General features: G+C 61.3%; 26 protein-coding genes. 18 read left to right on the top strand and 8 right to left on the bottom strand.

All coding sequences use genetic code 11. The features are described from left to right. Positions 1-104: 104 nt before the first annotated feature. Both HAP47_RS13885 and HAP47_RS13890 read left to right on the top strand, forming a co-directional pair. Positions 105-1367 (top strand): CaiB/BaiF CoA transferase family protein, encoded by a 1263-nt coding sequence (locus HAP47_RS13885; protein WP_173640506.1) that lies wholly within the window; start codon positions 105-107, stop codon positions 1365-1367. Positions 1368-1727: 360 nt separating this feature from the next. Then, on the top strand, positions 1728-1910 hold the full coding sequence (locus HAP47_RS13890) for a hypothetical protein (RefSeq protein ID WP_231168873.1): 183 nt from the start codon (positions 1728-1730) through the stop codon (positions 1908-1910). A gap of 23 nt (positions 1911-1933) precedes the next feature. Here the strand turns inward: HAP47_RS13890 and HAP47_RS13895 are convergent, their stop codons facing one another. The 4 genes from HAP47_RS13895 to HAP47_RS13910 form a co-directional block, all read right to left on the bottom strand. Next, on the bottom strand, positions 1934-2254 hold the full coding sequence (locus HAP47_RS13895) for a cupin domain-containing protein (RefSeq protein WP_173637762.1): 321 nt from the start codon (positions 2252-2254) through the stop codon (positions 1934-1936). After that, positions 2251-2937: a YqcI/YcgG family protein gene (locus HAP47_RS13900; RefSeq protein WP_231168874.1), complete on the bottom strand. Its 687-nt coding sequence runs from the start codon at positions 2935-2937 to the stop codon at positions 2251-2253. The genes HAP47_RS13895 and HAP47_RS13900 overlap by 4 nt, the downstream gene beginning before the upstream one ends. A gap of 94 nt (positions 2938-3031) precedes the next feature. After that, positions 3032-4324: an MFS transporter gene (locus HAP47_RS13905; protein ID WP_173637760.1), complete on the bottom strand. Its 1293-nt coding sequence runs from the start codon at positions 4322-4324 to the stop codon at positions 3032-3034. Further along, positions 4324-5037 (bottom strand): hypothetical protein, encoded by a 714-nt coding sequence (locus tag HAP47_RS13910; RefSeq protein ID WP_173640505.1) that lies wholly within the window; start codon positions 5035-5037, stop codon positions 4324-4326. The genes HAP47_RS13905 and HAP47_RS13910 overlap by 1 nt, the downstream gene beginning before the upstream one ends. Positions 5038-5100: 63 nt before the next feature. Between HAP47_RS13910 and HAP47_RS13915 the strand changes: the two genes are divergently transcribed. The 4 genes from HAP47_RS13915 to HAP47_RS13930 all read left to right on the top strand — a co-directional run bounded on the left by HAP47_RS13915 (position 5101) and on the right by HAP47_RS13930 (position 8549). Further along, on the top strand, positions 5101-6120 hold the full coding sequence (locus HAP47_RS13915; RefSeq protein ID WP_173637759.1) for a GlxA family transcriptional regulator: 1020 nt from the start codon (positions 5101-5103) through the stop codon (positions 6118-6120). A gap of 163 nt (positions 6121-6283) precedes the next feature. Continuing rightward, a complete protein-coding gene (locus HAP47_RS13920) occupies positions 6284-7417 on the top strand; it encodes an alpha-hydroxy acid oxidase (protein WP_173637758.1) in 1134 nt (377 codons plus the stop codon). A gap of 148 nt (positions 7418-7565) precedes the next feature. Continuing rightward, complete coding sequence (locus HAP47_RS13925) at positions 7566-7769, top strand: hypothetical protein (RefSeq protein ID WP_173637757.1); 204 nt, start codon at positions 7566-7568, stop codon at positions 7767-7769. 426 nt (positions 7770-8195) lie between these two features. Continuing rightward, the gene (locus HAP47_RS13930) at positions 8196-8549 is read left to right on the top strand and encodes a phasin (RefSeq protein WP_021080362.1); all 354 of its coding nucleotides are present in this window, start codon (positions 8196-8198) and stop codon (positions 8547-8549) included. Between the two features lie 29 nt (positions 8550-8578). On the opposite strand, the gene HAP47_RS13935 is transcribed toward HAP47_RS13930, so the two are convergent. Further along, entirely contained in the window at positions 8579-8839 is a 261-nt protein-coding gene (locus HAP47_RS13935) for a hypothetical protein (RefSeq protein ID WP_173637756.1), read from the bottom strand. Positions 8840-9036: 197 nt separating this feature from the next. Between HAP47_RS13935 and HAP47_RS13940 the strand changes: the two genes are divergently transcribed. Next, positions 9037-9339: a hypothetical protein gene (locus HAP47_RS13940; RefSeq protein WP_173640504.1), complete on the top strand. Its 303-nt coding sequence runs from the start codon at positions 9037-9039 to the stop codon at positions 9337-9339. A gap of 99 nt (positions 9340-9438) precedes the next feature. On the opposite strand, the gene HAP47_RS13945 is transcribed toward HAP47_RS13940, so the two are convergent. After that, entirely contained in the window at positions 9439-9624 is a 186-nt protein-coding gene (locus HAP47_RS13945; RefSeq protein ID WP_173637755.1) for a hypothetical protein, read from the bottom strand. 308 nt (positions 9625-9932) lie between these two features. Then, entirely contained in the window at positions 9933-10274 is a 342-nt protein-coding gene (locus HAP47_RS13950; RefSeq protein ID WP_176396215.1) for a hypothetical protein, read from the bottom strand. Between the two features lie 66 nt (positions 10275-10340). On the opposite strand from HAP47_RS13950, the gene HAP47_RS13955 reads away from it, so the two are divergent. The 11 genes from HAP47_RS13955 to HAP47_RS14005 all read left to right on the top strand — a co-directional run bounded on the left by HAP47_RS13955 (position 10341) and on the right by HAP47_RS14005 (position 16324). Next, positions 10341-10502, top strand: coding sequence for a hypothetical protein (locus tag HAP47_RS13955; protein ID WP_173637753.1), 162 nt, complete (start codon positions 10341-10343; stop codon positions 10500-10502). A gap of 1 nt (position 10503) precedes the next feature. Beyond that, positions 10504-10758 carry a hypothetical protein gene (locus HAP47_RS13960; RefSeq protein ID WP_173637752.1) on the top strand — a complete coding sequence of 85 codons (255 nt, stop codon included), beginning with the start codon at positions 10504-10506 and terminating at the stop codon, positions 10756-10758. Positions 10759-10979: 221 nt separating this feature from the next. Further along, positions 10980-11246 carry a hypothetical protein gene (locus HAP47_RS13965; RefSeq protein WP_173637751.1) on the top strand — a complete coding sequence of 89 codons (267 nt, stop codon included), beginning with the start codon at positions 10980-10982 and terminating at the stop codon, positions 11244-11246. 217 nt (positions 11247-11463) lie between these two features. After that, entirely contained in the window at positions 11464-11607 is a 144-nt protein-coding gene (locus HAP47_RS13970) for a hypothetical protein (protein ID WP_173637750.1), read from the top strand. A gap of 28 nt (positions 11608-11635) precedes the next feature. After that, a complete protein-coding gene (locus HAP47_RS13975) occupies positions 11636-12358 on the top strand; it encodes a hypothetical protein (protein ID WP_173637749.1) in 723 nt (240 codons plus the stop codon). Between the two features lie 72 nt (positions 12359-12430). Beyond that, entirely contained in the window at positions 12431-12667 is a 237-nt protein-coding gene (locus HAP47_RS13980) for a hypothetical protein (RefSeq protein WP_050405301.1), read from the top strand. A gap of 4 nt (positions 12668-12671) precedes the next feature. Then, entirely contained in the window at positions 12672-12965 is a 294-nt protein-coding gene (locus HAP47_RS13985) for a hypothetical protein (RefSeq protein ID WP_171947666.1), read from the top strand. 43 nt (positions 12966-13008) lie between these two features. Beyond that, the gene (locus HAP47_RS13990; RefSeq protein WP_231168875.1) at positions 13009-13485 is read left to right on the top strand and encodes a GNAT family N-acetyltransferase; all 477 of its coding nucleotides are present in this window, start codon (positions 13009-13011) and stop codon (positions 13483-13485) included. 364 nt (positions 13486-13849) lie between these two features. Further along, entirely contained in the window at positions 13850-15076 is a 1227-nt protein-coding gene (locus HAP47_RS13995; protein WP_173637748.1) for an acyl-CoA dehydrogenase family protein, read from the top strand. 10 nt (positions 15077-15086) lie between these two features. Beyond that, a complete protein-coding gene (locus tag HAP47_RS14000; RefSeq protein ID WP_173637747.1) occupies positions 15087-15641 on the top strand; it encodes a flavin reductase family protein in 555 nt (184 codons plus the stop codon). After that, positions 15638-16324 (top strand): TetR/AcrR family transcriptional regulator, encoded by a 687-nt coding sequence (locus HAP47_RS14005; RefSeq protein WP_173637746.1) that lies wholly within the window; start codon positions 15638-15640, stop codon positions 16322-16324. Before HAP47_RS14000 ends, HAP47_RS14005 begins: the two co-directional genes overlap by 4 nt. 6 nt (positions 16325-16330) lie before the next feature. Here the strand turns inward: HAP47_RS14005 and HAP47_RS14010 are convergent, their stop codons facing one another. Then, entirely contained in the window at positions 16331-17206 is an 876-nt protein-coding gene (locus HAP47_RS14010) for a polysaccharide deacetylase family protein (RefSeq protein WP_173637745.1), read from the bottom strand.

Genomic DNA, 17206 nt, shown 5'->3' on the forward strand with positions numbered 1-17206 from the left:
TCCGGGTTTGGTTTTGGTGACGGGCTTCCGCTAAAAGGCAGGCAGTGCCGGTCCTGGCAAGGGCCGGAGTATTTCGCCTGACAAAATAACAGAGGAAGCGTCAGATCATGACCAAACCAGAATTGCCAGGGCGCGCGCCACGCGGGGAGGGAGTTCCGACGGCGCTCGATGGCCTGCTGGTGGTCGACTTCACCCGCGTCGTCGCCGGCCCGGCTTGCACGCAAACGCTGGCCGATTTCGGGGCCGAGGTCATCAAGATCGAGAATCCGGACGGTGGGGACGACACTCGCGCCTATGAGCACGCTGAAATTGGCGGGGAAAGCGCAGCGTATCTGAGCCTCAACCGCAACAAGCGCGGCATTGCGCTCGATTTCAATAATCCGGCCGCGCTTGAAGTCGCACGCGCGTTGATTGCCAAGGCGGACGTCGTGGTGGAGAATTTCTCCGGCGGCGTGATGAAGAAATTCGGTCTCGACTATGCGTCGGTGTCGCCGACCAATCCGCGGCTGATCTATTGCTCGATCTCCGCCTACGGCCGCAAGGGTGATTTCGCGCTGCGCCCGGGCTTCGACCCGATTACGCAGGCCGAAAGCGGCTTTATGTCGCTCAACGGCTTTCCGGATGGCGAACCGGTGCGCACCGGGCCACCGATCGTGGACATGGCAACCGGCATGTCGGCCTGCAACGCCATCCTGCTCGCCTTGATTGCGCGGGATCGGCTCGGTCGCGGGCAGCAGGTCGAGGTCGCGTTGATCGACACCGCAGTGTCAATGACCGGCTTCTACGGCATGGCCTATCTCATCAACGGCAACAACCCCGGCCGCTTCGGCAACTCTCCGAACGGTTCGCCGACCGTTGGCGTCTACCGGGCGTCCGATGGGCCGCTCTACATGGCCTGCGCCAACGACCGGCTTTATCGCCGGCTAGTCACCGACGTACTCGAGCGCCCGGATCTCGTCACCGACCCCGAGTTTGCTCACCGCAAGGCGCGGACTGCCAACAAGGAGAAGCTGCGCGCCATCATCGCCAGCGTGTTTGCAAGCGACACGCTCGAGCACTGGATGGCAAAGATGAAGAAGGCCAATATTCCGGTTGGCTATCTGCGTACGATCGAGGAAGGCTTCAACGCACCCGAGGTGCGCGATCGTCATCGCCTGAGCAAGATCGCGCATCCAACCGCCGGCTCGGTTCCGAACATCGAGTCGCCGGTCAATATGAGCCTGACGCCGACAGTCGATCCCGTTGCGGCTCCGCTGCTCGGTCAGCACACCCGGGATGTGTTGAGGAAGACGCTTGGCTACGACGACCGGCGCATCGCCGCGTTGGCCGAGGCAGGCGCGTTCGGCAAGCCAGGCAACACCGGCTAGCCGTTTGGTCTGAACCAAGATCAGATACGCGCTAACCACCTGACCTGAGGCGGGAGGGAAGCCTCTCGCCTCGCAAGATGTCGTTCAGACGTCACGGGTCCCCGCCGCGTGCCGGCGGCCTTCGACCCGGAACTGGCCCGTTCGGGACCTCAGTTCGGCTTGCTGCGCAAGTTGTTCCTTGGCATACTTTCAACTTCCTCGGGCTCCGCCCGATCAATCTCGAGACGGGCCATCCGGAGTATGAGGGTTGCCGTGGTCAGGCCAAGGCGTTCGGCCTCTTGCGCTGCGGTGTCGACCTTCTGGGCCAAGCCTTCACGTTTACCTGGGTATGCCATTCGTAATCCTCACTTAAGGTGCGAGATGAAAAATCCCACATACGTTGCAGAGCTGCAGAACAAGCTCGGAGCTCCATCGAGCGAAACACTGGAAAGCCTGCGACTGTTGAAGGCCTTCCTTCGACTTGCGTCCGACCAGCGTTCCGAGGTCATCGAGCTGGTCGAACGTTTGGCGGTTGAGCCGCCGCGCGATCCCTCACTGTCCTGAGGTGTTCGCGTTTTTCCTGGATGTCAGTTGTTCATTGGCCTGGCGGGCGGCTGTGTCGCGATCACGTAGATTGCGCCTCCTTCGAGCGCTTCGGATTGATGCCGGGTGCCGGCAGGCAACAGGATGGTGTCGCCGGCGCCGACGACCCGCTCACCGCCGTCCCAGATGAAGTTCAACCGGCCGGTGATGATCATCAGGATTTCATCGACCGGATGGGTATGGAAGTGATGCACCTTGCCGGCTGCATCATGCTGCAGCTCGACGGACCCCTGGGCCGGGAGCAGGTTCAGGATCTCCGGATCGATGGCAAATTCGGTCTTCGTGCCCGCGATGATCTGGGTCATGCTGCCTGTTCCTTGTTCGCGATAGCTGGCGTCTTGTTGTGCGCGAGCTTGGCAAAGGGGCAGCCTCCGCTCGCATTGTTGTCGTCGTGCAGGAAGTACTGCAGATATTCGCGGCCATCGGTCGCGCCGTAGCGGCCAAGAAGCGGAGAGGGGCTCGCGCTGTCGTACGGGATCAGGCGCTTGCGCACCTCGGCGAACGCGGCGGTCGCCGCCTTTTCCGTCCCGAGGATCTTGTCGAACACCCAGCGCGGCTGGAACGTGAGCATGAAGGCGCTGGATCGGCGGCTCTGGCGCATCACATGGGCCGGCGTCGTGCACACGACGAAGATCGGCTCGCCCGCGAACGAGAACTCCCACATCGGATGGTCGATCTGCTCCGGAATGTCCGACGGCCACGGGTTCTTGTCCAGGCGCGCGAGCTGGTCGAGCGTCAACCACATTTTGCGATAATAGGCGTCGAGCGTTTGTACGGGGCGGGGCCGCGTGAACACGATCAACGAGGTGTTGGGACCGAACGAGCGCGCCTCCGAAACATATTGTGCGAGCTGCTCGCCGAGCACCGCGACGTCATACGGATCGAGGAACAGATAGCGGAGCTGATCCTGGCGATGTCCGGTCACCCCGAACACGCAAGGGAACGGTCTTGCCTCGCTGCTCATCTGCGCTTCAAACTCGGAGAACATCACGCTTTGCCAGCTGCTGACCGGAAAGCTTGACGGGACTTCGCCTTTTCTCAAGAACAAGCGCTCCATAACACCCCCTACACTCATAACGACACTAACGAGCTATCAACTTGCTTCTCATCAAGAACGGCCCGGCAATGCCCGGCAGCGACATGAGAAGTAGAATGACGATCAAGGCGCTGTAGCCGTCGTCACCGATCGCGGCCGTGTTGTGCACGGCGTCGGTTCCGGAGGCGTTGCTGGCGGCGAGCATCGCAAAGCCGATGATCGGCTGCGAGACACCGGCGAAGATCCCGGCAGCGGTGGTGTTCACAGAAGCGCCGACACCGATCAGGTCGGAGGTGTAGAGCTTCTTCACGCATTTCAGCACCAGCGGGACGGTGCCGCCGGCGACGAGGCCCAGGGCCGTGAACACGACGGTGACGTAGGCGAGACCAAATGTCCGGGCGACCTGCGGCAGCAGCATCGCGATCAGCAGCATGCGCAATACGCAAATGCCGATCAATGCGCGGTCGAGCGCCGCCGCGGCACGATCGGCGGCGTGACCGAGGAAGATCGAGCCGAGCGCATTGCCGATCATGAAGGCGAGCAGCGGCGTGCCGGCAGCCGTCGGAGAGATATGGAAGAAGTGGGCGACCATCGGAATGCCCCAGACGCCGGACAGCGTCGTCACAACCGCGAAGTGCGACGCAAACGTCACTGCACAACCCCAGTTCGCGATATGGGCCAGCGATCGCCGCGCAGCGATCACGACGCCCTTCAGCGTCTTGTTGCTATGCGATGCCGGATCAGGCTTGAGCGCAAGCTTGGCGAAGGCGAGGTTGGCGAGACCAATGCAGGCGATGAACAGGAAGCAGGCCCGCCAGCCAAACCCCGAGACGGCGGCTGCGAGCGGCGTGGTCGCGATCACGCCTCCGACATAGCCGGAGACCTGCGAAATACCCGACATCATGCCGAACCGCTCGTCAGCGAAGCTTTGTGCCACGAGCTTGAGGAGTGCCGTGAAGACCAGCGCATCGCCGCAGGCGACGATCAGGCGCGCAGCAAAAACGTCGAGCAGGTTCGGCGCCAGTGCGAACGCTGCACTGCCGAGCGACGAGGCGATCATGCTGAGGAGGACGACGCGCTTGACGCCGTAACGATCGACCAGCAGGCCGGCCGGAATCTGCATCAAGGTGTAGCCCCAGAAATAGCTCGAGGCGAGCATCGCAACACCGGCCGCATCGGTGTTGAAGTCGTGCATGAAACCGAGGCTTACCGATTGCGGTGACACCCGCTGCAGGAAGGCAATGGCGTAGGCGATGGCCACTGCCGTCCAGGCGAGATAGGCGCGGTCGGTGAAGCGCGCCGTCGGGGCGTAAACGGCTTGTTGTCCGAGCATCGACATCACACCCTCGCGTAACCCACCGAGAACAGGGCATCTGCTGAATTCGGAATCTTCCGCGACATCGCAGCATCGACCAGTGACGCGGTGCCACGATAGGCCTGCCGATGGTGCTTAATGTGGCCGTAAGCGCCCCGCATGATCATGTCGGGCAGTTCGAGCGGCTTGCCCGGATAGAGTGAGGTGCACATCTCGACACAGGCCGCCTGCAACGCCGGGTCCTGCGCATCATCGAGCAACGATGGAGTCACTTTTTCGCAAATTTTAGCGTTCGCTGCCCAGACGATTGGATTGCGGGTCCGCCAGCCGTAGAGCACGTTGCCGTCGGCCCTCTCGGCGGCGCCCGAGCACTTCAGAACTTCAGCCGTAAAGAAGCCGTAGAGGCCGCGGCCCTGATGCGCCGGGAGTACTTCTGTCCCGCTGCGATAGATTCCAAGTCCGGCCGACATCTGCAGGATGCGGTAGACCGAGAAGGCCACGAGGCCGGAGCCGTCATAGACGAGGATCAGGCTGTACTTCTGGTCGAAGGGTGAGGAGGTTGCCGTCCAATGCGGCTCGGTGGCCTGCCAGTTGACGGCAATGATGCCGTTCATGGCGTCCATCAACCGCTGGCGGTCGCGGGCTTCGACCCGGGAGGCATCGGGTAGACTGTAGATCGCGTAATCCGCCCAAGGCGATTTGATCGCCTCGTATTCGTTGCCCAGATTTCGCGACATGGCCGAACTCCAGAACTCCATTGCAAGCTATACAGGGCAGCCAAGAATGGCTTAAAGGACAATATGCCCTCGAAAACTGCCAAGCCACCCCGGCCCGAGCCGCGCGACAAGAAAGCGACACGGCGAATCGCGATCGTTGCCTTTCCGGGCGTGACCTTGCTTGACATCTCGGGGCCGGCTCAGGTGTTCGCGGAGCTGGAGGCGATCGAACTGCCCGGGCCGGACTATTCGCTGTCCTATCTGTCGACTTCAGGCGGCTTGGTACCGACTGATGTCGGCATGATGATCGACACGGCGCCGATCGCCAGTGTTGCGCCCGCCGAGGTCGACACGCTGGTGATCCCCGGCGGACCCGGCATCTGGAAGATCCGCAACGACGCCGAGTTGATGAACTGGATTGCGGAGGCGCTGCCGAAGGCGCGCCGTATCGCATCAGTCTGCCTTGGCGCATTTGCGTTGGCCTGGACCGGGATTCTGGACGGCAAGCGTGCTGCAACGCACTGGCGCTATTGTCCGCGTTTGCAGGACAGCTTTCCCGACATCCGCGTCGAGCCCAACGCGATTTTCGTCAAGGACGGACATGTCTGGTCGTCGGCGGGTGTCAGCGCCGGCATCGATCTGGCGCTCGCGATGATCGAGGAGGATTTCGGCCACACCATCGCGCTCGATGTCGCGCGCAGACTTGTGGTGTTTCTGAAGCGGCCGGGCGGTCAGAGTCAGTTCTCGACCGTCCTTGCGGCTCAGGCGTCGGACGTCGAGGGACGCTTCAGCGCGCTGCATGCCTGGATCATCGAGAACATCACAAGCGACCTCAAGGTCGAGACCCTTGCGGAAAAGGCCGGGATGACGCCGCGCACCTTTGCCCGGACCTATGTCAGCCGCACCGGCATGACACCTGCTAGCGGTGTCGAGGCGCTGCGCGTTGAGACCGCGCGCTTGCTGCTCGAAAGCCGCCAGATCGGCGGCGTGGTCGAGATTGCCAAGCGCGCGGGATTTGGCGACGACGAACGAATGCGGCGGGCCTTCCTGCGCCACCTCGGCGTGTCGCCGACCGAGTACCGAAACCGGTTCTCGGGCAGCTAGCGCGTCGGGCGGCTCAGTTCGGAAGCGGCCGCTTGGTGTCGAAACCCGATCCATCTCACAAGCGAATAGCTGGCCTTCGCTGGCCGGATTCGTCGGTCAAGGTGGTAGCTTTTCAGGTTTGTCTGCGGCTAATGTGCCGGCCAAATCGGGAGAAGAAACGACCATGACTGACGGGACCCCCATTCGGGAGGCGCGCAACGTCGAACTCGGCGCCAGCGGCGAGGAATTCCAGAACCTGCACGAATTCGCGCAAAAGGCCCGCGCCAGGCTGAACCAGAACGCCTGGGACTACATCGTCGGCGCCTCGGAAACCGAGACCACGATGCGCCGCAACAGAATGGCGCTCGACGAGATTGCGTTCCGGCCGCGCGTGCTGCGCAACGTCATCAATGTGGATCCGTCCACCGAGGTCTTCGGCCGCAAGCTCCGGCTTCCCGTGATGATCGCGCCAGTCGGCGCGCTCGAGATCTTCGATCCGGAGGCGGGCGCGGCCGTCGCGCGCGGAGCGGGAACGTTCGGCGCGGCGCATATGCTGAGCTCGGTGTCGGAGCCGGGGCTGGAGAATACCGCCAAGGCGGCGCCCGACGCCTTGCGCATCTTCCAGCTCTATGTGCGCGGCGACGATGCGTTCGTCGAGGATGTGGTCAGCCGCAGCATCGACAACGGTTACGCTGCGTTCTGCCTCACCGTGGACACCGCCCATTACAGCCGGCGTGAGCGCGACATTGCCAAGCGCTACGTCCGCGAAAGCCGCATCCGCGCCACCGGCGGCGATTTCCAGAAAGGGCTGGAATGGCGGACGGTGAAGTTGATCAAGAACAAGTTCAAGATCCCGCTCATCCTCAAGGGGATCGCCACCGCGGAAGACGCCAAGATCGCCCTCGATCACGGGGTCGAATGGATCTACGTCTCAAATCACGGCGGACGGCAGCTCGACCACGGCCGTGGGTCCATGCACGTCCTGCCCGAGATCGTTCAGGCCGTCGCAGGCCGCGCCAAGATCATGGTCGATGGCTCGATCTGCCGTGGCACCGACATCGTGAAGGCCATCGTATCGGGGGCCGATCTCGTCGGGATCGGCCGTCTGCAATGCTGGGCGCTCGCCGCGGCCGGCGAGGCAGGCATTGTCCGGATGCTTGAATTGCTGGAGGACGAGGTGATCCGCTGCCTCGGTCTGCTCGGCGTCACCAGCTTCGCCGAACTGGACAAGTCCTATCTGCATCCGGCGACGCCGACCAATCTGCCGAGCGTGTTCAGCGCATTCCCGCTGCTCGATATAGATCCCTATCGCTACTGAGCCGCGCCGCTGCGAAGACATATGGAGTGATGACGCGATCGGGGCGCCGGGCACCTCGATCGCGCCGGCTCGCCGTCAATCTGCGGTGTCCATGAAGCCGCCGCGGCCAAGACAAAGTCTGATCCAAATGCCGCACTAGTCGAAGCGAATGGCAAACAATCCATTCGCTGAATTTTCACTTGAGCGCGCGATCGCCTTGCGCTGGACCCTCCGTGATATCCAGGCCGGCCGGCTCAAACTGTCGCCGGTCAGCGACGAGGATCTGGGCGTCCTCATCCAACTTGGCCTGGTCGAACTGTACGACGACCAGCCCGAGCTGACGGAGGCGGGGGCCTCGGTGCTGAACGACTGAACGGGCCGATAGCCTAGCGCGCGTTCAGGAAGCTTTCGCCGGAATTGCACGGCGCGCACTGATAGGTCAGCACGTCGTAGACTTGGTCGCGCGGCTCGATCAAGGCGAGCCGCATTTGCGTGCCGCACTTCATGCACGGCATCTCTATGCTAGTCTTGAAGCGGGTGCAGGTCGGTGTTGGACGAACGGCGCGTAGCATCGGATCCCCTTATTCCCCACAAGAGACGCGAACGCGACCACGACGAGGCCGAATCACTATGCCACAGTGCTGACACGATTGGAATCGGTCTGCGGTGCAGTCCAGCCGTCGCTAGGTAAATTTTCCTTGGCTGCAACAAGTGGGCCTCTCATGGTTTGGCGATACGGCGCTGACGCCGTCACAATCTATGCTAACCTTGGCAAACGCTTTTTTCAGGGGGCGCGATCATGATTGAGCCGAAGCTTGAAGTTCCCGCCGAGTTGCGCGATCTGGCGGAAAAGACCATCGACCAGGCCGAACAGGCCTTCAGCCTGTTCTTTGATGCCGCGAGCAAGTCGATGACAGCGATGCCGGGCACGGGTACCGAGATTTCAAAACAGGCGCTGTCGTTCACCGAGCAGAACATGAAGGCGGCGTTCGAGCATGCGCGCAAGCTCGTGCACGCGACCGATCTGCAGGAGGCGATGCGGATCCAGTCGGAATTTCTGCGCAGCCAATTCACCAATGCCGGCGAACATATGCGGCAGATCAGCGGAAGCGTGATGTCCGCAACCAAGGACGCCACCAAGGGCAAGTTCTAGGGCAGGCGGCCTTCGCAGCGCGTCGACGCCTAGTGCCGGCGCGCTGCAGCAACGCCGAGCAGAAACGCGACGAACAGGCTTGCGAGCGGCGCTTCCCGCGTGACCGCGCTCACGGTGGCGAGGGCTCCGCCCGGCCGGCGCGAGGTTGCGATCGCGTCGCTGAGGCGATCGGCCGCCGCTCGAAGTCCGTCCGACACCTCCGTGATGGTACGCGAAACGTCGGTCGCGGTGTCGATCGCCCGCTCGCCGAGTGATGGCTGAAGCGGAGACTCGGGTGTTTCAGAGCTCATGTGTCGTGCCGCGATTTTCACTAAAGGTGGGGTGGCCGTTAACCTGGCTACCCGCACGTGCGCGTAGCGCCGTCCACATATCGGGGAAATTCAGCAGCTGCGGATTGGTTCCACCAACATGCCTCGCTTTCGCATCGGGGAACAGGAAACTTACGCGTCGGTTGCGGCTTGTTTCCATGGAGGAGACGATGATGACAATGCAGGCTCATGGCATATCGGATGGTCGTTTGGTCAAGCATCGAAATCGGCACGGCGGAACGCCGCTGTTGATCGCGGCCCTGGTTGCGATCCTCGGCGTGCTGGGCATGCTGATGGTCGACCACGGTCCGTGGAGCAAGCCGAAGGTGCAGCCGGCCGCTTCCGCCAACTATTCAACGACCGGCGAGGCGGCACGTGCCGCGGGCGCAAAGGTGATGCCGACCGAGCCCAAGGCAACGATTGAGCCTGATCCACCCGGCCCAAAGCCCGCTCAGCCGGCAAATCCGAGCACACCGCAATAGATGCGGGCGCTCTTGAGATCGCATCTGATGCAAAGTGCAAGAATTGACTCGTCGGGCAAATCAGCGGCACAAGGCTATAGTCGAAATACTGCGGGACGATCAGCGCACGCTAACGAGCATGCCCCACGCCGCAGCGAACCCGGCACCGACGAGAACCAGTACCGGACTGTCGCAGAAGATACCGCCATACTGGCACATGGTGGCACCGATCGAGCCGATCTCATGATGGCCCGCTGCATAGAACAGGCCGGACAGGACCGCGAGCACGGCAGCAACGAAATACATTGGCGCCTCCTCCTTGCAATCTAACTGCGGCGCGGGTCGACCGACGCGAGCCAAAACTGTCCTGATGTCGATCCAAATGTTGTGACCGCTTGTCCGCTTGACGCGTCGGGCAACTCAGGGGCACACTGACATCATCGCAACAAGCATACGGCCGATCGTCGCCGGCTCGTGTTGCGATTCCGGATTATGCGCAGAGATTCGTTCAAAGCGGTTTCCCGCCTTCGAAGCCGACGCATCAGATTTTACCGATCGGATTCAGCCCGTAAAAACATTTGACACGTCGGGCAACTCAGGGCATAATCTGATAATCAGAAATTGTTGAGCCCGCGCGGAGCAATCCGCGGCGGGCTTTTTGTTTGCCGTTTCACCAATCGGACGGCGGCCGCAACGTCACGACGCCACATCCTCCCAGCCCGTCGCCTGAGCGTCGCAAGCGAGCCGCCGTCCGAACCCATTGAAACGAGCATGAAATTGGCCGGTGCGCGCGAACGCGCCGGTCCTGCGGCGCGGCGAAAGCCGGCGCCGCCCGCGGCCCCACTCGTCAGGGATAAGGTTCGCGCCCCAAAGATCGCCGCCAGCTGCGCGATCTGCCGCATCTTTAATTCGATGGCCGCGCTCGTGCGCTGCCGGCCGATCAACGAGGTTTGCATGACCGCCTATCTGATATCGCTCGCGCTTGCGGGCTTGTTAGCCCTCGTCCTGTGGGAGACCGCCGTATGACTGCTGAGATCATTCAGTTCATTCCGCGCCCACGCCGGGATCGCGAGCAGACGGACTTTCCTACGATCGCATTCCGCTTGACGCTGCCCGACTCAGAGTCGGACCGCGCCGACACGGCCCCGAGCGAGTATCTCCCGTCCGATTGGCAGGAGAAGTAGGTTGGCAAAGTCGGTTACGCAAATCCGTTCGCTTGCGCGGAGCCATACGAGAAGCGCACTCAATGCACTGGTCGGTGTGATGCGATCGACCAGCGCAACGCCGGCTGCCCGCGTCTCCGCAGCCAATGCCATCCTCGATCGCGGCTGGGGCAAAGCGCCGCAGGCGATCGAGAACGGCGACGGAGCGCTCGAACTTGTGCACCGCATCGAGCGAGTCATTGTTGAGCCCGAGGAGGTTGAGGGCGAAGATATCTGAGAGCGGCGGCCGCAGTTCATCCAACCCCAACGGATTGCTGAGTTGCTTCGTCGAGGGTCTTTCCGAAACCGTTCAATCACATCATCGAGAACTCGGACCGCTATCGGGGCCACTCGCGGCATCGTGTGTCCGGTTCTGCGGGGTTGCTCTTACCTACGTGCCAGCCGGCATGATATCAATCATGGCGTGTCCAAGCAGAGCGCCGCTATGGCGAGGGGTCAATGTGGCTTATCCAAAGCTTTGTTGAGGTGCTCTTCTACTTCATCGTCGATGTGATTGGATATACCGTGGCGCGGCTCATCGTGCCAGTCGTCTCGTTTGGACGAATTCGGGTGGCCGCCTACAATTGCGACGAAGGAGAGTTTGGTTGGCTTGGCGGCCGGCGTGACGGTTTTGGGCGGTTGGAGCTCGGGGCCGGCGTTGCAAGTGGGATCGGCCTTGTCATCTGCGCGCTCTATCTGGCTGCGGTTTTATGGTTCGTAGGATGATGTAACGAGCCTATTTGGGCGGCCCGTTTCGTATTTTTTGCGAAGAGATATTGGGCGGCTTGATCAAACGAGTGATCTGTTGCGCAGCCTTGCGGTGATCGCGCATTCTGCCGCTGATCGCCTTAACAGGCGGTCTTCATCCCCAAGATATCAGAGCGTTCGAGGCGACGTGTCGACGGTCTCGGTGTTGCGGGCTCGTTCGAACCTGGATCACGCGATGGCGATCGCAATGCTGCGGGAACGCCAAATGGGGCGTCTCGCGAATGCCGAAGATTGGCAATTGCGCTGCGCTATTTCGTGGAGTTTTCCGGTGCCTTTAGCTGAAGTGGAGATTGCTTGTGTGGCAATTGTTCTTGGATGAGTTCGCGAGGCGGCTTGTATCGCAAGCCGTGAAGGGCGAGGGCTGGAAGGCGTTCCAGGAGCTCTTCCGCAATGATCTGAGCAAGCCGGAGGCGTATGCTGACCGGATTAAGCGGGAGTTCGGTCTCCGCGATTATCCTCAAGCGCGGGCTCTCTACGATTCAAACCCTGCCTACTGGGAAGATATCTACGGCAGCGATCCGCTGAACTCCCGCAATCCTGCGTCTCCTCCGCGCAGCTTGTTGCCGCGGGACACTGCGGCGCGTGATCCGGGCTATGATTATCTCCGGCCGTCGCCGAGCCATTCCGGCGCCTTCGGCCGGTTCGGCACCGGCGACCAGTTTTCGGCGGGATCGGCTACATCGTCGCGACCACTTTACGAGACGCAGTCGTTCGTTGCGCCGCCCGATGACCTCCCGCAGGAATCGACCATGGAAACACCGGTCCGGCGCCTGGTGCGGGTATTGCCGGCAGGCGAGAGCCAAGCCGATTTCGACGGCGGAGCGCCTGCCGTGCCGTTCGTTCCGTCGGCTTCGATTCCGCAGGCAGGTCAGCCCGCGACATTCGACGAACGCTTCGGGGCTTTCGCGGGCGCGGCTCCGGCTTCGACAAGGCCGCTGAGCCCGTTCAGCGGACAGCCGATGCGATATTTGCCGCCGTCGGTGCCTGGGATTCCGGACGCTTCCGGTGCGGCGCATACCGATCTGGATGACTGGCTTACCGAACTGACCAGGGCGCGGCTCCATCAATGACAATTCCAGCCCGATGGTCGCCATGAGGCGGCCGGCGGGCGTGCAAGCCGTTTTGCGTCACCGAGAGCAGCCTTGTCGATCCTGAAAATTCCAACCGCAAAAGTGTTCGAGCCGCTGCTTCGGCCGGCGCGCTACAAGGGGGCATTCGGCGGCCGGGGGTCGGGAAAATGCGTGATCTGGGACAAGGTTCTCGGCCTTGGGACGACGCCGCAACTTGCGGGAGACGTGAGCACCTGGGCTGGCATGATCATGGGCTTCTATTTCGGAAAGCGCACGTTCGAGAATGTCGCCCGCATCATACGACGGTGATCCGATGCATGAAGCCGATGTCAAGGCAATCGTCATGGAAACGTTGATCGAGCAAGATCGGGTTCGCCGAAGCGACATCGACGCCGTTGTGGTCAAGACCATCGCGACAGTCCTGACTTCATTCGGCTTTGAGGAGGGGGACCGACGAGAATTGCGCGCAGACTTTCAGCACCTCCGGCGATGGCGAAAGAGCGTGGAGCAGGCGCAAAGCTATACTTTCAAGGCGGTGATCACCGTGATCGCTACTGGCTTTCTCGGTGCCGTTTGGCTGGGGATCAAAGCCACGCTCGGAAAGTGACCTGTCTCATCCTCAACGCGCGGCGGATCGATGTCCAGGGGCCATGGATCCGGGCACCTTGGTGGACAATGAATTTTCTCAGGGTGCAGAAATGTATCGGATACGTGAGGTCGACGCACAGGACGATGAGGTCGCGGAATCGCTCACCGAGCTGCATCAGCTGATATTCTGCGACGGGACCCGTGTACCGGACTTCGACCAAGGATACTGGTGGATTGGTTTCCGTGGGCTGAAGCCGATTGCATTCGCGGGCGTCGTTTCGTCAACCCATGTTGCCAACGCCGGATATCTATGCCGCGTTGGCGTCGCGATGCCGCACTGCGGCCACGGCCTGCAAGTGCGGCTTACTCGCGCGCTGGAAGCGCGAGCGCGACGGGCCGGCTGGAAAGCCATCGTCTCGGATACCACCGACAATCACTTCTCGGCCAACAACTTCATCCGGCAGGGGTATCGGCTCTTCGAACCTGCCTCGCCCTGGGCATGGCAGCACACGCTGTATTGGCGGAAGGAGCTCGTCTAGATCCCGTGAGGTGGTCGGGCCATTGCCGACAATTCGACGACGTAGAGTGCCCGGTGGCCGAAGCCACCGGGCGTTTTCGCGTTTCTGAGCTGTAACTAGCACCCTAGCAGGCTGCAGTCGTTAGTTGGAGTTTGGGCTACGCATCGAATCTTGGGCGAGAGGATGCTAGAATGGCGCGTGCGGACGAAGTCTTGCTGGAGGCGTTCCCGCAAATGGGCGCCTTGCGGCAGTCGTGGGTCTTGAGCATTGAATTCGCGAGACGCAGGCTTGTGCGTCTTGATCTCTGGTGATCGCTCGATAAACTGCGCAGTACGGCTCGGTCGCACTGCGTGAATACTTAGGAGATCGAACGAAGGAAGAGACTATGGTTCAGGTTGGCCGCGGGTTCGACGCGAAGGTGCCGCCAGGCCCGGATATGGGTCATTATTCGACCATGGTCGCACGAGCCAGGTCGCTTGTTCCGGCTTTACGTGAACGGGCGTCGCGGACCGAAGAGCTGCGCCGGCTGCCACCGGAGACCGAGCGCGATCTGCATGATAGCGGCCTTTTCCGGATCCTGCAGCCCCAGCGCGTCGGGGGCAGTGAGCTCGACTATGTTGCATTGGTCGATTGCGCCGATGCGCTGGGGCAGGGAGATGCCTCGGTGTCCTGGAATTTTGCCAACCTTGCAAGTCACCACTGGATGCTGGGTATGTTTGCGCCTGAAGCGCAGAGCGCGGTGTGGGGCGAGAATCCAGATACGCTGATAGCGTCTTCCTTTATTTTCCCTGCAGGCCGTGCCAGGAAAACAAGTGGCGGATATGTGTTGAGTGGTCACTGGCCGTTCTCGTCCGGAGTGGAGGCGTGCGGATGGAACATGCTCGCAAGCGTGGTTGCGTCGGATGACGAGGCCGATGGCGTCGAATATCGGCTATTCCTATTGAACAGACGAGACTACAGCATCGACGATACCTGGAATGCGGCTGGTCTGCGCGGTACAGGGTCGAACGACGTGCGGGTAACTGATGCATTCGTTCCCGAGCATATGACGATTGCCGTCAGCGATCTTGCGGGTGGCGCAACGCCTGGCAGTGTTGTCAATCCGAATGCGCTCTACATGCTTCCGGTTTTCTCGTTGTTTCCCTACGTGCTGTCTGGTGTCGGTCTGGGGAATGCCCAGGCTTGTCTTGACGATTACGTCGAGATCGCGCGACACCGCGCTTCAACATATAACCGAGCCAAGATCGGCGATCTGCAGAGTACACAGATCAAGATTGCCGAGGCATCTGCGAAAATAGATGCCGCGCGGCTCATTATGCGTACGAATTGCATTGAGGTGCTTGCGGAGGTCCGGCGTGGCGCGATCCCGAGCATAGCGGGGAAGACGAGGCTTCGGCGCGATGGCGCATTCGCGGTCAATCTGTGTACCGAAGCAGTGTCACTTCTATTTGCAGCGAGCGGGGCGCGCAGCCTGTTCACCTCGGGAGCACTGCAGCGCCAATTTCGCGATGCGCATGCAGTGAACTCACATCTCGCGTTCAATTTCGACGCGGCGGGCACCAACTATGGGCGAGTTGCTCTTGGGCTGCCGTCTGAAAATCTGACGCTTTGAGGCCAGCCGGATGTCTGACTCACCCAAACATCCGCCGGACCGGGCCACTGAACTCGCAAGCGACAGTTCGGCGATTGATCCCCGCGACCTTCGCAATGCCCTCGGTATGTTTGCGACCGGTGTGACAATCGTCACCGCGATGTCGACCGAAGGACGTCCGTACGGAATCACTTGCAATTCCTTTGCGTCGGTGTCGCTCAACCCCCCACTCGTGTTGTGGAGCCTGGGGATGTTTTCGCAGGGACTGCCGATCTTTCAGAATGCCAGCCATTTCACGGTCAACGTTCTTGACGCGTCGCAGCAGACGCTGGCGATAAAGTTTGCCAGATCATCGGGTGACAAATTCGCCGGTGTGAGCTGGTCACCAGGCCTTGGGAACGCCCCCGTGCTTGCCAACGCGGTCGCAAATTTCCAATGCCGGGCTGCCAACCGCTACTACGGCGGCGATCACGTCATTTTCCTCGGGGCGGTGGAGGCCTACGCCTATAACCGGAACAATCCGCTGCTGTTCGCGCAGGGAGGTTTTGGCCGGTTTCTGGCCGACGATGACGGCAACGCATCATGAATCGAAAGGCGCCCGTCAAGCGAACTCGTGCCAAGCAGAGGCGGCTGTCGGCCGACGATCGTCGCAGCGAATTCGTCAGCAAGGCGACAGATCTTTTCGCGGAGGAAGGATTTGGCGGCGGCACGCGTGCCCTCGCTCGCAGGCTCGGCGTGACGCAACCGTTGCTCTATCGCTACTTTCCGAGCAAGGACGATCTCATCAAGGAGGTCTACCGCAAGGTCTATCTCGAGTCTCTTGAAATCGGCTGGGAAAAGTTGCTCTCCGACCGGTCGCGTCCACTCCGCGTGCGGCTTCAGGAATTTTACGAAGTCTACACGGACGCCATCTTCGACCGAAAATGGCTGCGGATCTATCTCTACTCTGGACTGAAGGGCCTCGATATCAATCGTTGGTATGTTGGCGTGGTCAAGGACAAGATCCTGACACGCATTGTCAGGGAATGTCGCCACGACGCCGGCCTCGCCACGCAGAGCAGGCCAAGCGCTGCCGAACTGGAGCTGGCCTGGGTGTTTCACGGCGGCATCTTCTATTACGGTGTACGCAAGTACATCTACGAAGCGCCCGTCCTCGAGGACAAGGCGCAGATGATCACTGATGCGCTGGATCTTTTTCTGGCGGGATTTGAGAGGGTAGCGGAGGGTGCAACCGATCGTCGGCGGGCGCCGATCAAGGTCGTCGGCTGAGTCGGATTACCTTGCCGCGATCTGGTGCCGATACCAATCTCCAATCTCGCTCGCCGTCATGAGCGCGACGCCGTCATGGCCTATCACGTAGTCGAGCAGGGCCTCCAGGTATTTGATTCGATGTGGTACCCCCGTGATGTAAGGATGCACCGAGATTGCCATGATCCGCGCGTTCTCTGCGCCTTCGAGATACAGCCGATCGAACTGGTCGGTACAGCGCGTCAGGAACTGTTCCGAGGGCAGGTGCTGTAGCGCGTGAATGACAATGTCGTTGGTCTCGACGGAATAGGGAATCGTCGTCACAGTTCCGTGCGGTGTCGCGATGTCCTGAGGAAGATCGTCGATCACCCAATCGGCCACATATTCGATCCCGTTCAAGCGCAGGAGATCGAGTGTTTCTTCGGTCTCGGTCAGGCCCGGGCTTTCCCATGATCGCGGTGGCTTGCCCACAAATGCGGCGATCGTGTCGACAGCACGCTTGATTGCATCCGCCTGGTTCTCGACCTTGTGCATTGGGCCCTGCACGAACCCATGCCCCATAAATTCGAAGCCCGCCTCGCGCGCCGCCGAGGCCACGCGCGGATAGCTGTTGCAGACGTTGGCATTCGTAGCCAGCGTCACCGGTATCTTTCGGTCGGTGAGGGCTTTGAATTGCCGCCAGAAGCCGGCGCGCATGCCGTATTCATGCCACGACCAGTTCGGCACGTCAGGCAGCAGCGGCTGGCCCATTGGTGGGCTCAGCACGGTGCGTGGCATCGCATTTTCGATACGCCATTCCTCGACATTGAGGATGACCCAGACAGCAAGCTTCTTGCCATCAGGCAATGCCAGTTTCGGTCGATCGATCTGAGCCTGGTACGGAATGCGATCGGTGAAAGCCAC

It is taken from the genome of Bradyrhizobium sp. 41S5, assembly GCF_011516665.3.
GTDB classification, from domain to species: Bacteria; Pseudomonadota; Alphaproteobacteria; order Rhizobiales; family Xanthobacteraceae; genus Bradyrhizobium; species Bradyrhizobium quebecense.

Excerpts from the sequence above, each read along its gene's own strand:
- HAP47_RS13970 (WP_173637750.1), top strand. The coding sequence starts at position 11,464 with ATGGCGATCGCAATGCTGCGGGAACGCCAAATGGGGCGTCTCGCGAAT.
- HAP47_RS13895 (WP_173637762.1), bottom strand. The coding sequence starts at position 2,254 with ATGACCCAGATCATCGCGGGCACGAAGACCGAATTTGCCATCGATCCG.
- HAP47_RS13930 (WP_021080362.1), top strand. The coding sequence starts at position 8,196 with ATGATTGAGCCGAAGCTTGAAGTTCCCGCCGAGTTGCGCGATCTGGCG.
- HAP47_RS13905 (WP_173637760.1), bottom strand. The coding sequence starts at position 4,324 with ATGTCGATGCTCGGACAACAAGCCGTTTACGCCCCGACGGCGCGCTTC.
- HAP47_RS13955 (WP_173637753.1), top strand. The coding sequence starts at position 10,341 with ATGACTGCTGAGATCATTCAGTTCATTCCGCGCCCACGCCGGGATCGC.
- HAP47_RS13920 (WP_173637758.1), top strand. The coding sequence starts at position 6,284 with ATGACTGACGGGACCCCCATTCGGGAGGCGCGCAACGTCGAACTCGGC.
- HAP47_RS13985 (WP_171947666.1), top strand. The coding sequence starts at position 12,672 with ATGCATGAAGCCGATGTCAAGGCAATCGTCATGGAAACGTTGATCGAG.
- HAP47_RS14005 (WP_173637746.1), top strand. The coding sequence starts at position 15,638 with ATGAATCGAAAGGCGCCCGTCAAGCGAACTCGTGCCAAGCAGAGGCGG.
- HAP47_RS13950 (WP_176396215.1), bottom strand. The coding sequence starts at position 10,274 with ATGCAAACCTCGTTGATCGGCCGGCAGCGCACGAGCGCGGCCATCGAA.
- HAP47_RS13925 (WP_173637757.1), top strand. The coding sequence starts at position 7,566 with ATGGCAAACAATCCATTCGCTGAATTTTCACTTGAGCGCGCGATCGCC.
- HAP47_RS14000 (WP_173637747.1), top strand. The coding sequence starts at position 15,087 with ATGTCTGACTCACCCAAACATCCGCCGGACCGGGCCACTGAACTCGCA.
- HAP47_RS13900 (WP_231168874.1), bottom strand. The coding sequence starts at position 2,937 with ATGTTCTCCGAGTTTGAAGCGCAGATGAGCAGCGAGGCAAGACCGTTC.
- HAP47_RS13940 (WP_173640504.1), top strand. The coding sequence starts at position 9,037 with ATGCAGGCTCATGGCATATCGGATGGTCGTTTGGTCAAGCATCGAAAT.
- HAP47_RS13990 (WP_231168875.1), top strand. The coding sequence starts at position 13,009 with ATGGATCCGGGCACCTTGGTGGACAATGAATTTTCTCAGGGTGCAGAA.
- HAP47_RS13910 (WP_173640505.1), bottom strand. The coding sequence starts at position 5,037 with ATGTCGCGAAATCTGGGCAACGAATACGAGGCGATCAAATCGCCTTGG.
- HAP47_RS13995 (WP_173637748.1), top strand. The coding sequence starts at position 13,850 with ATGGTTCAGGTTGGCCGCGGGTTCGACGCGAAGGTGCCGCCAGGCCCG.
- HAP47_RS13890 (WP_231168873.1), top strand. The coding sequence starts at position 1,728 with ATGAAAAATCCCACATACGTTGCAGAGCTGCAGAACAAGCTCGGAGCT.
- HAP47_RS13965 (WP_173637751.1), top strand. The coding sequence starts at position 10,980 with ATGTGGCTTATCCAAAGCTTTGTTGAGGTGCTCTTCTACTTCATCGTC.
- HAP47_RS13945 (WP_173637755.1), bottom strand. The coding sequence starts at position 9,624 with ATGTATTTCGTTGCTGCCGTGCTCGCGGTCCTGTCCGGCCTGTTCTAT.
- HAP47_RS13915 (WP_173637759.1), top strand. The coding sequence starts at position 5,101 with ATGCCCTCGAAAACTGCCAAGCCACCCCGGCCCGAGCCGCGCGACAAG.
- HAP47_RS13935 (WP_173637756.1), bottom strand. The coding sequence starts at position 8,839 with ATGAGCTCTGAAACACCCGAGTCTCCGCTTCAGCCATCACTCGGCGAG.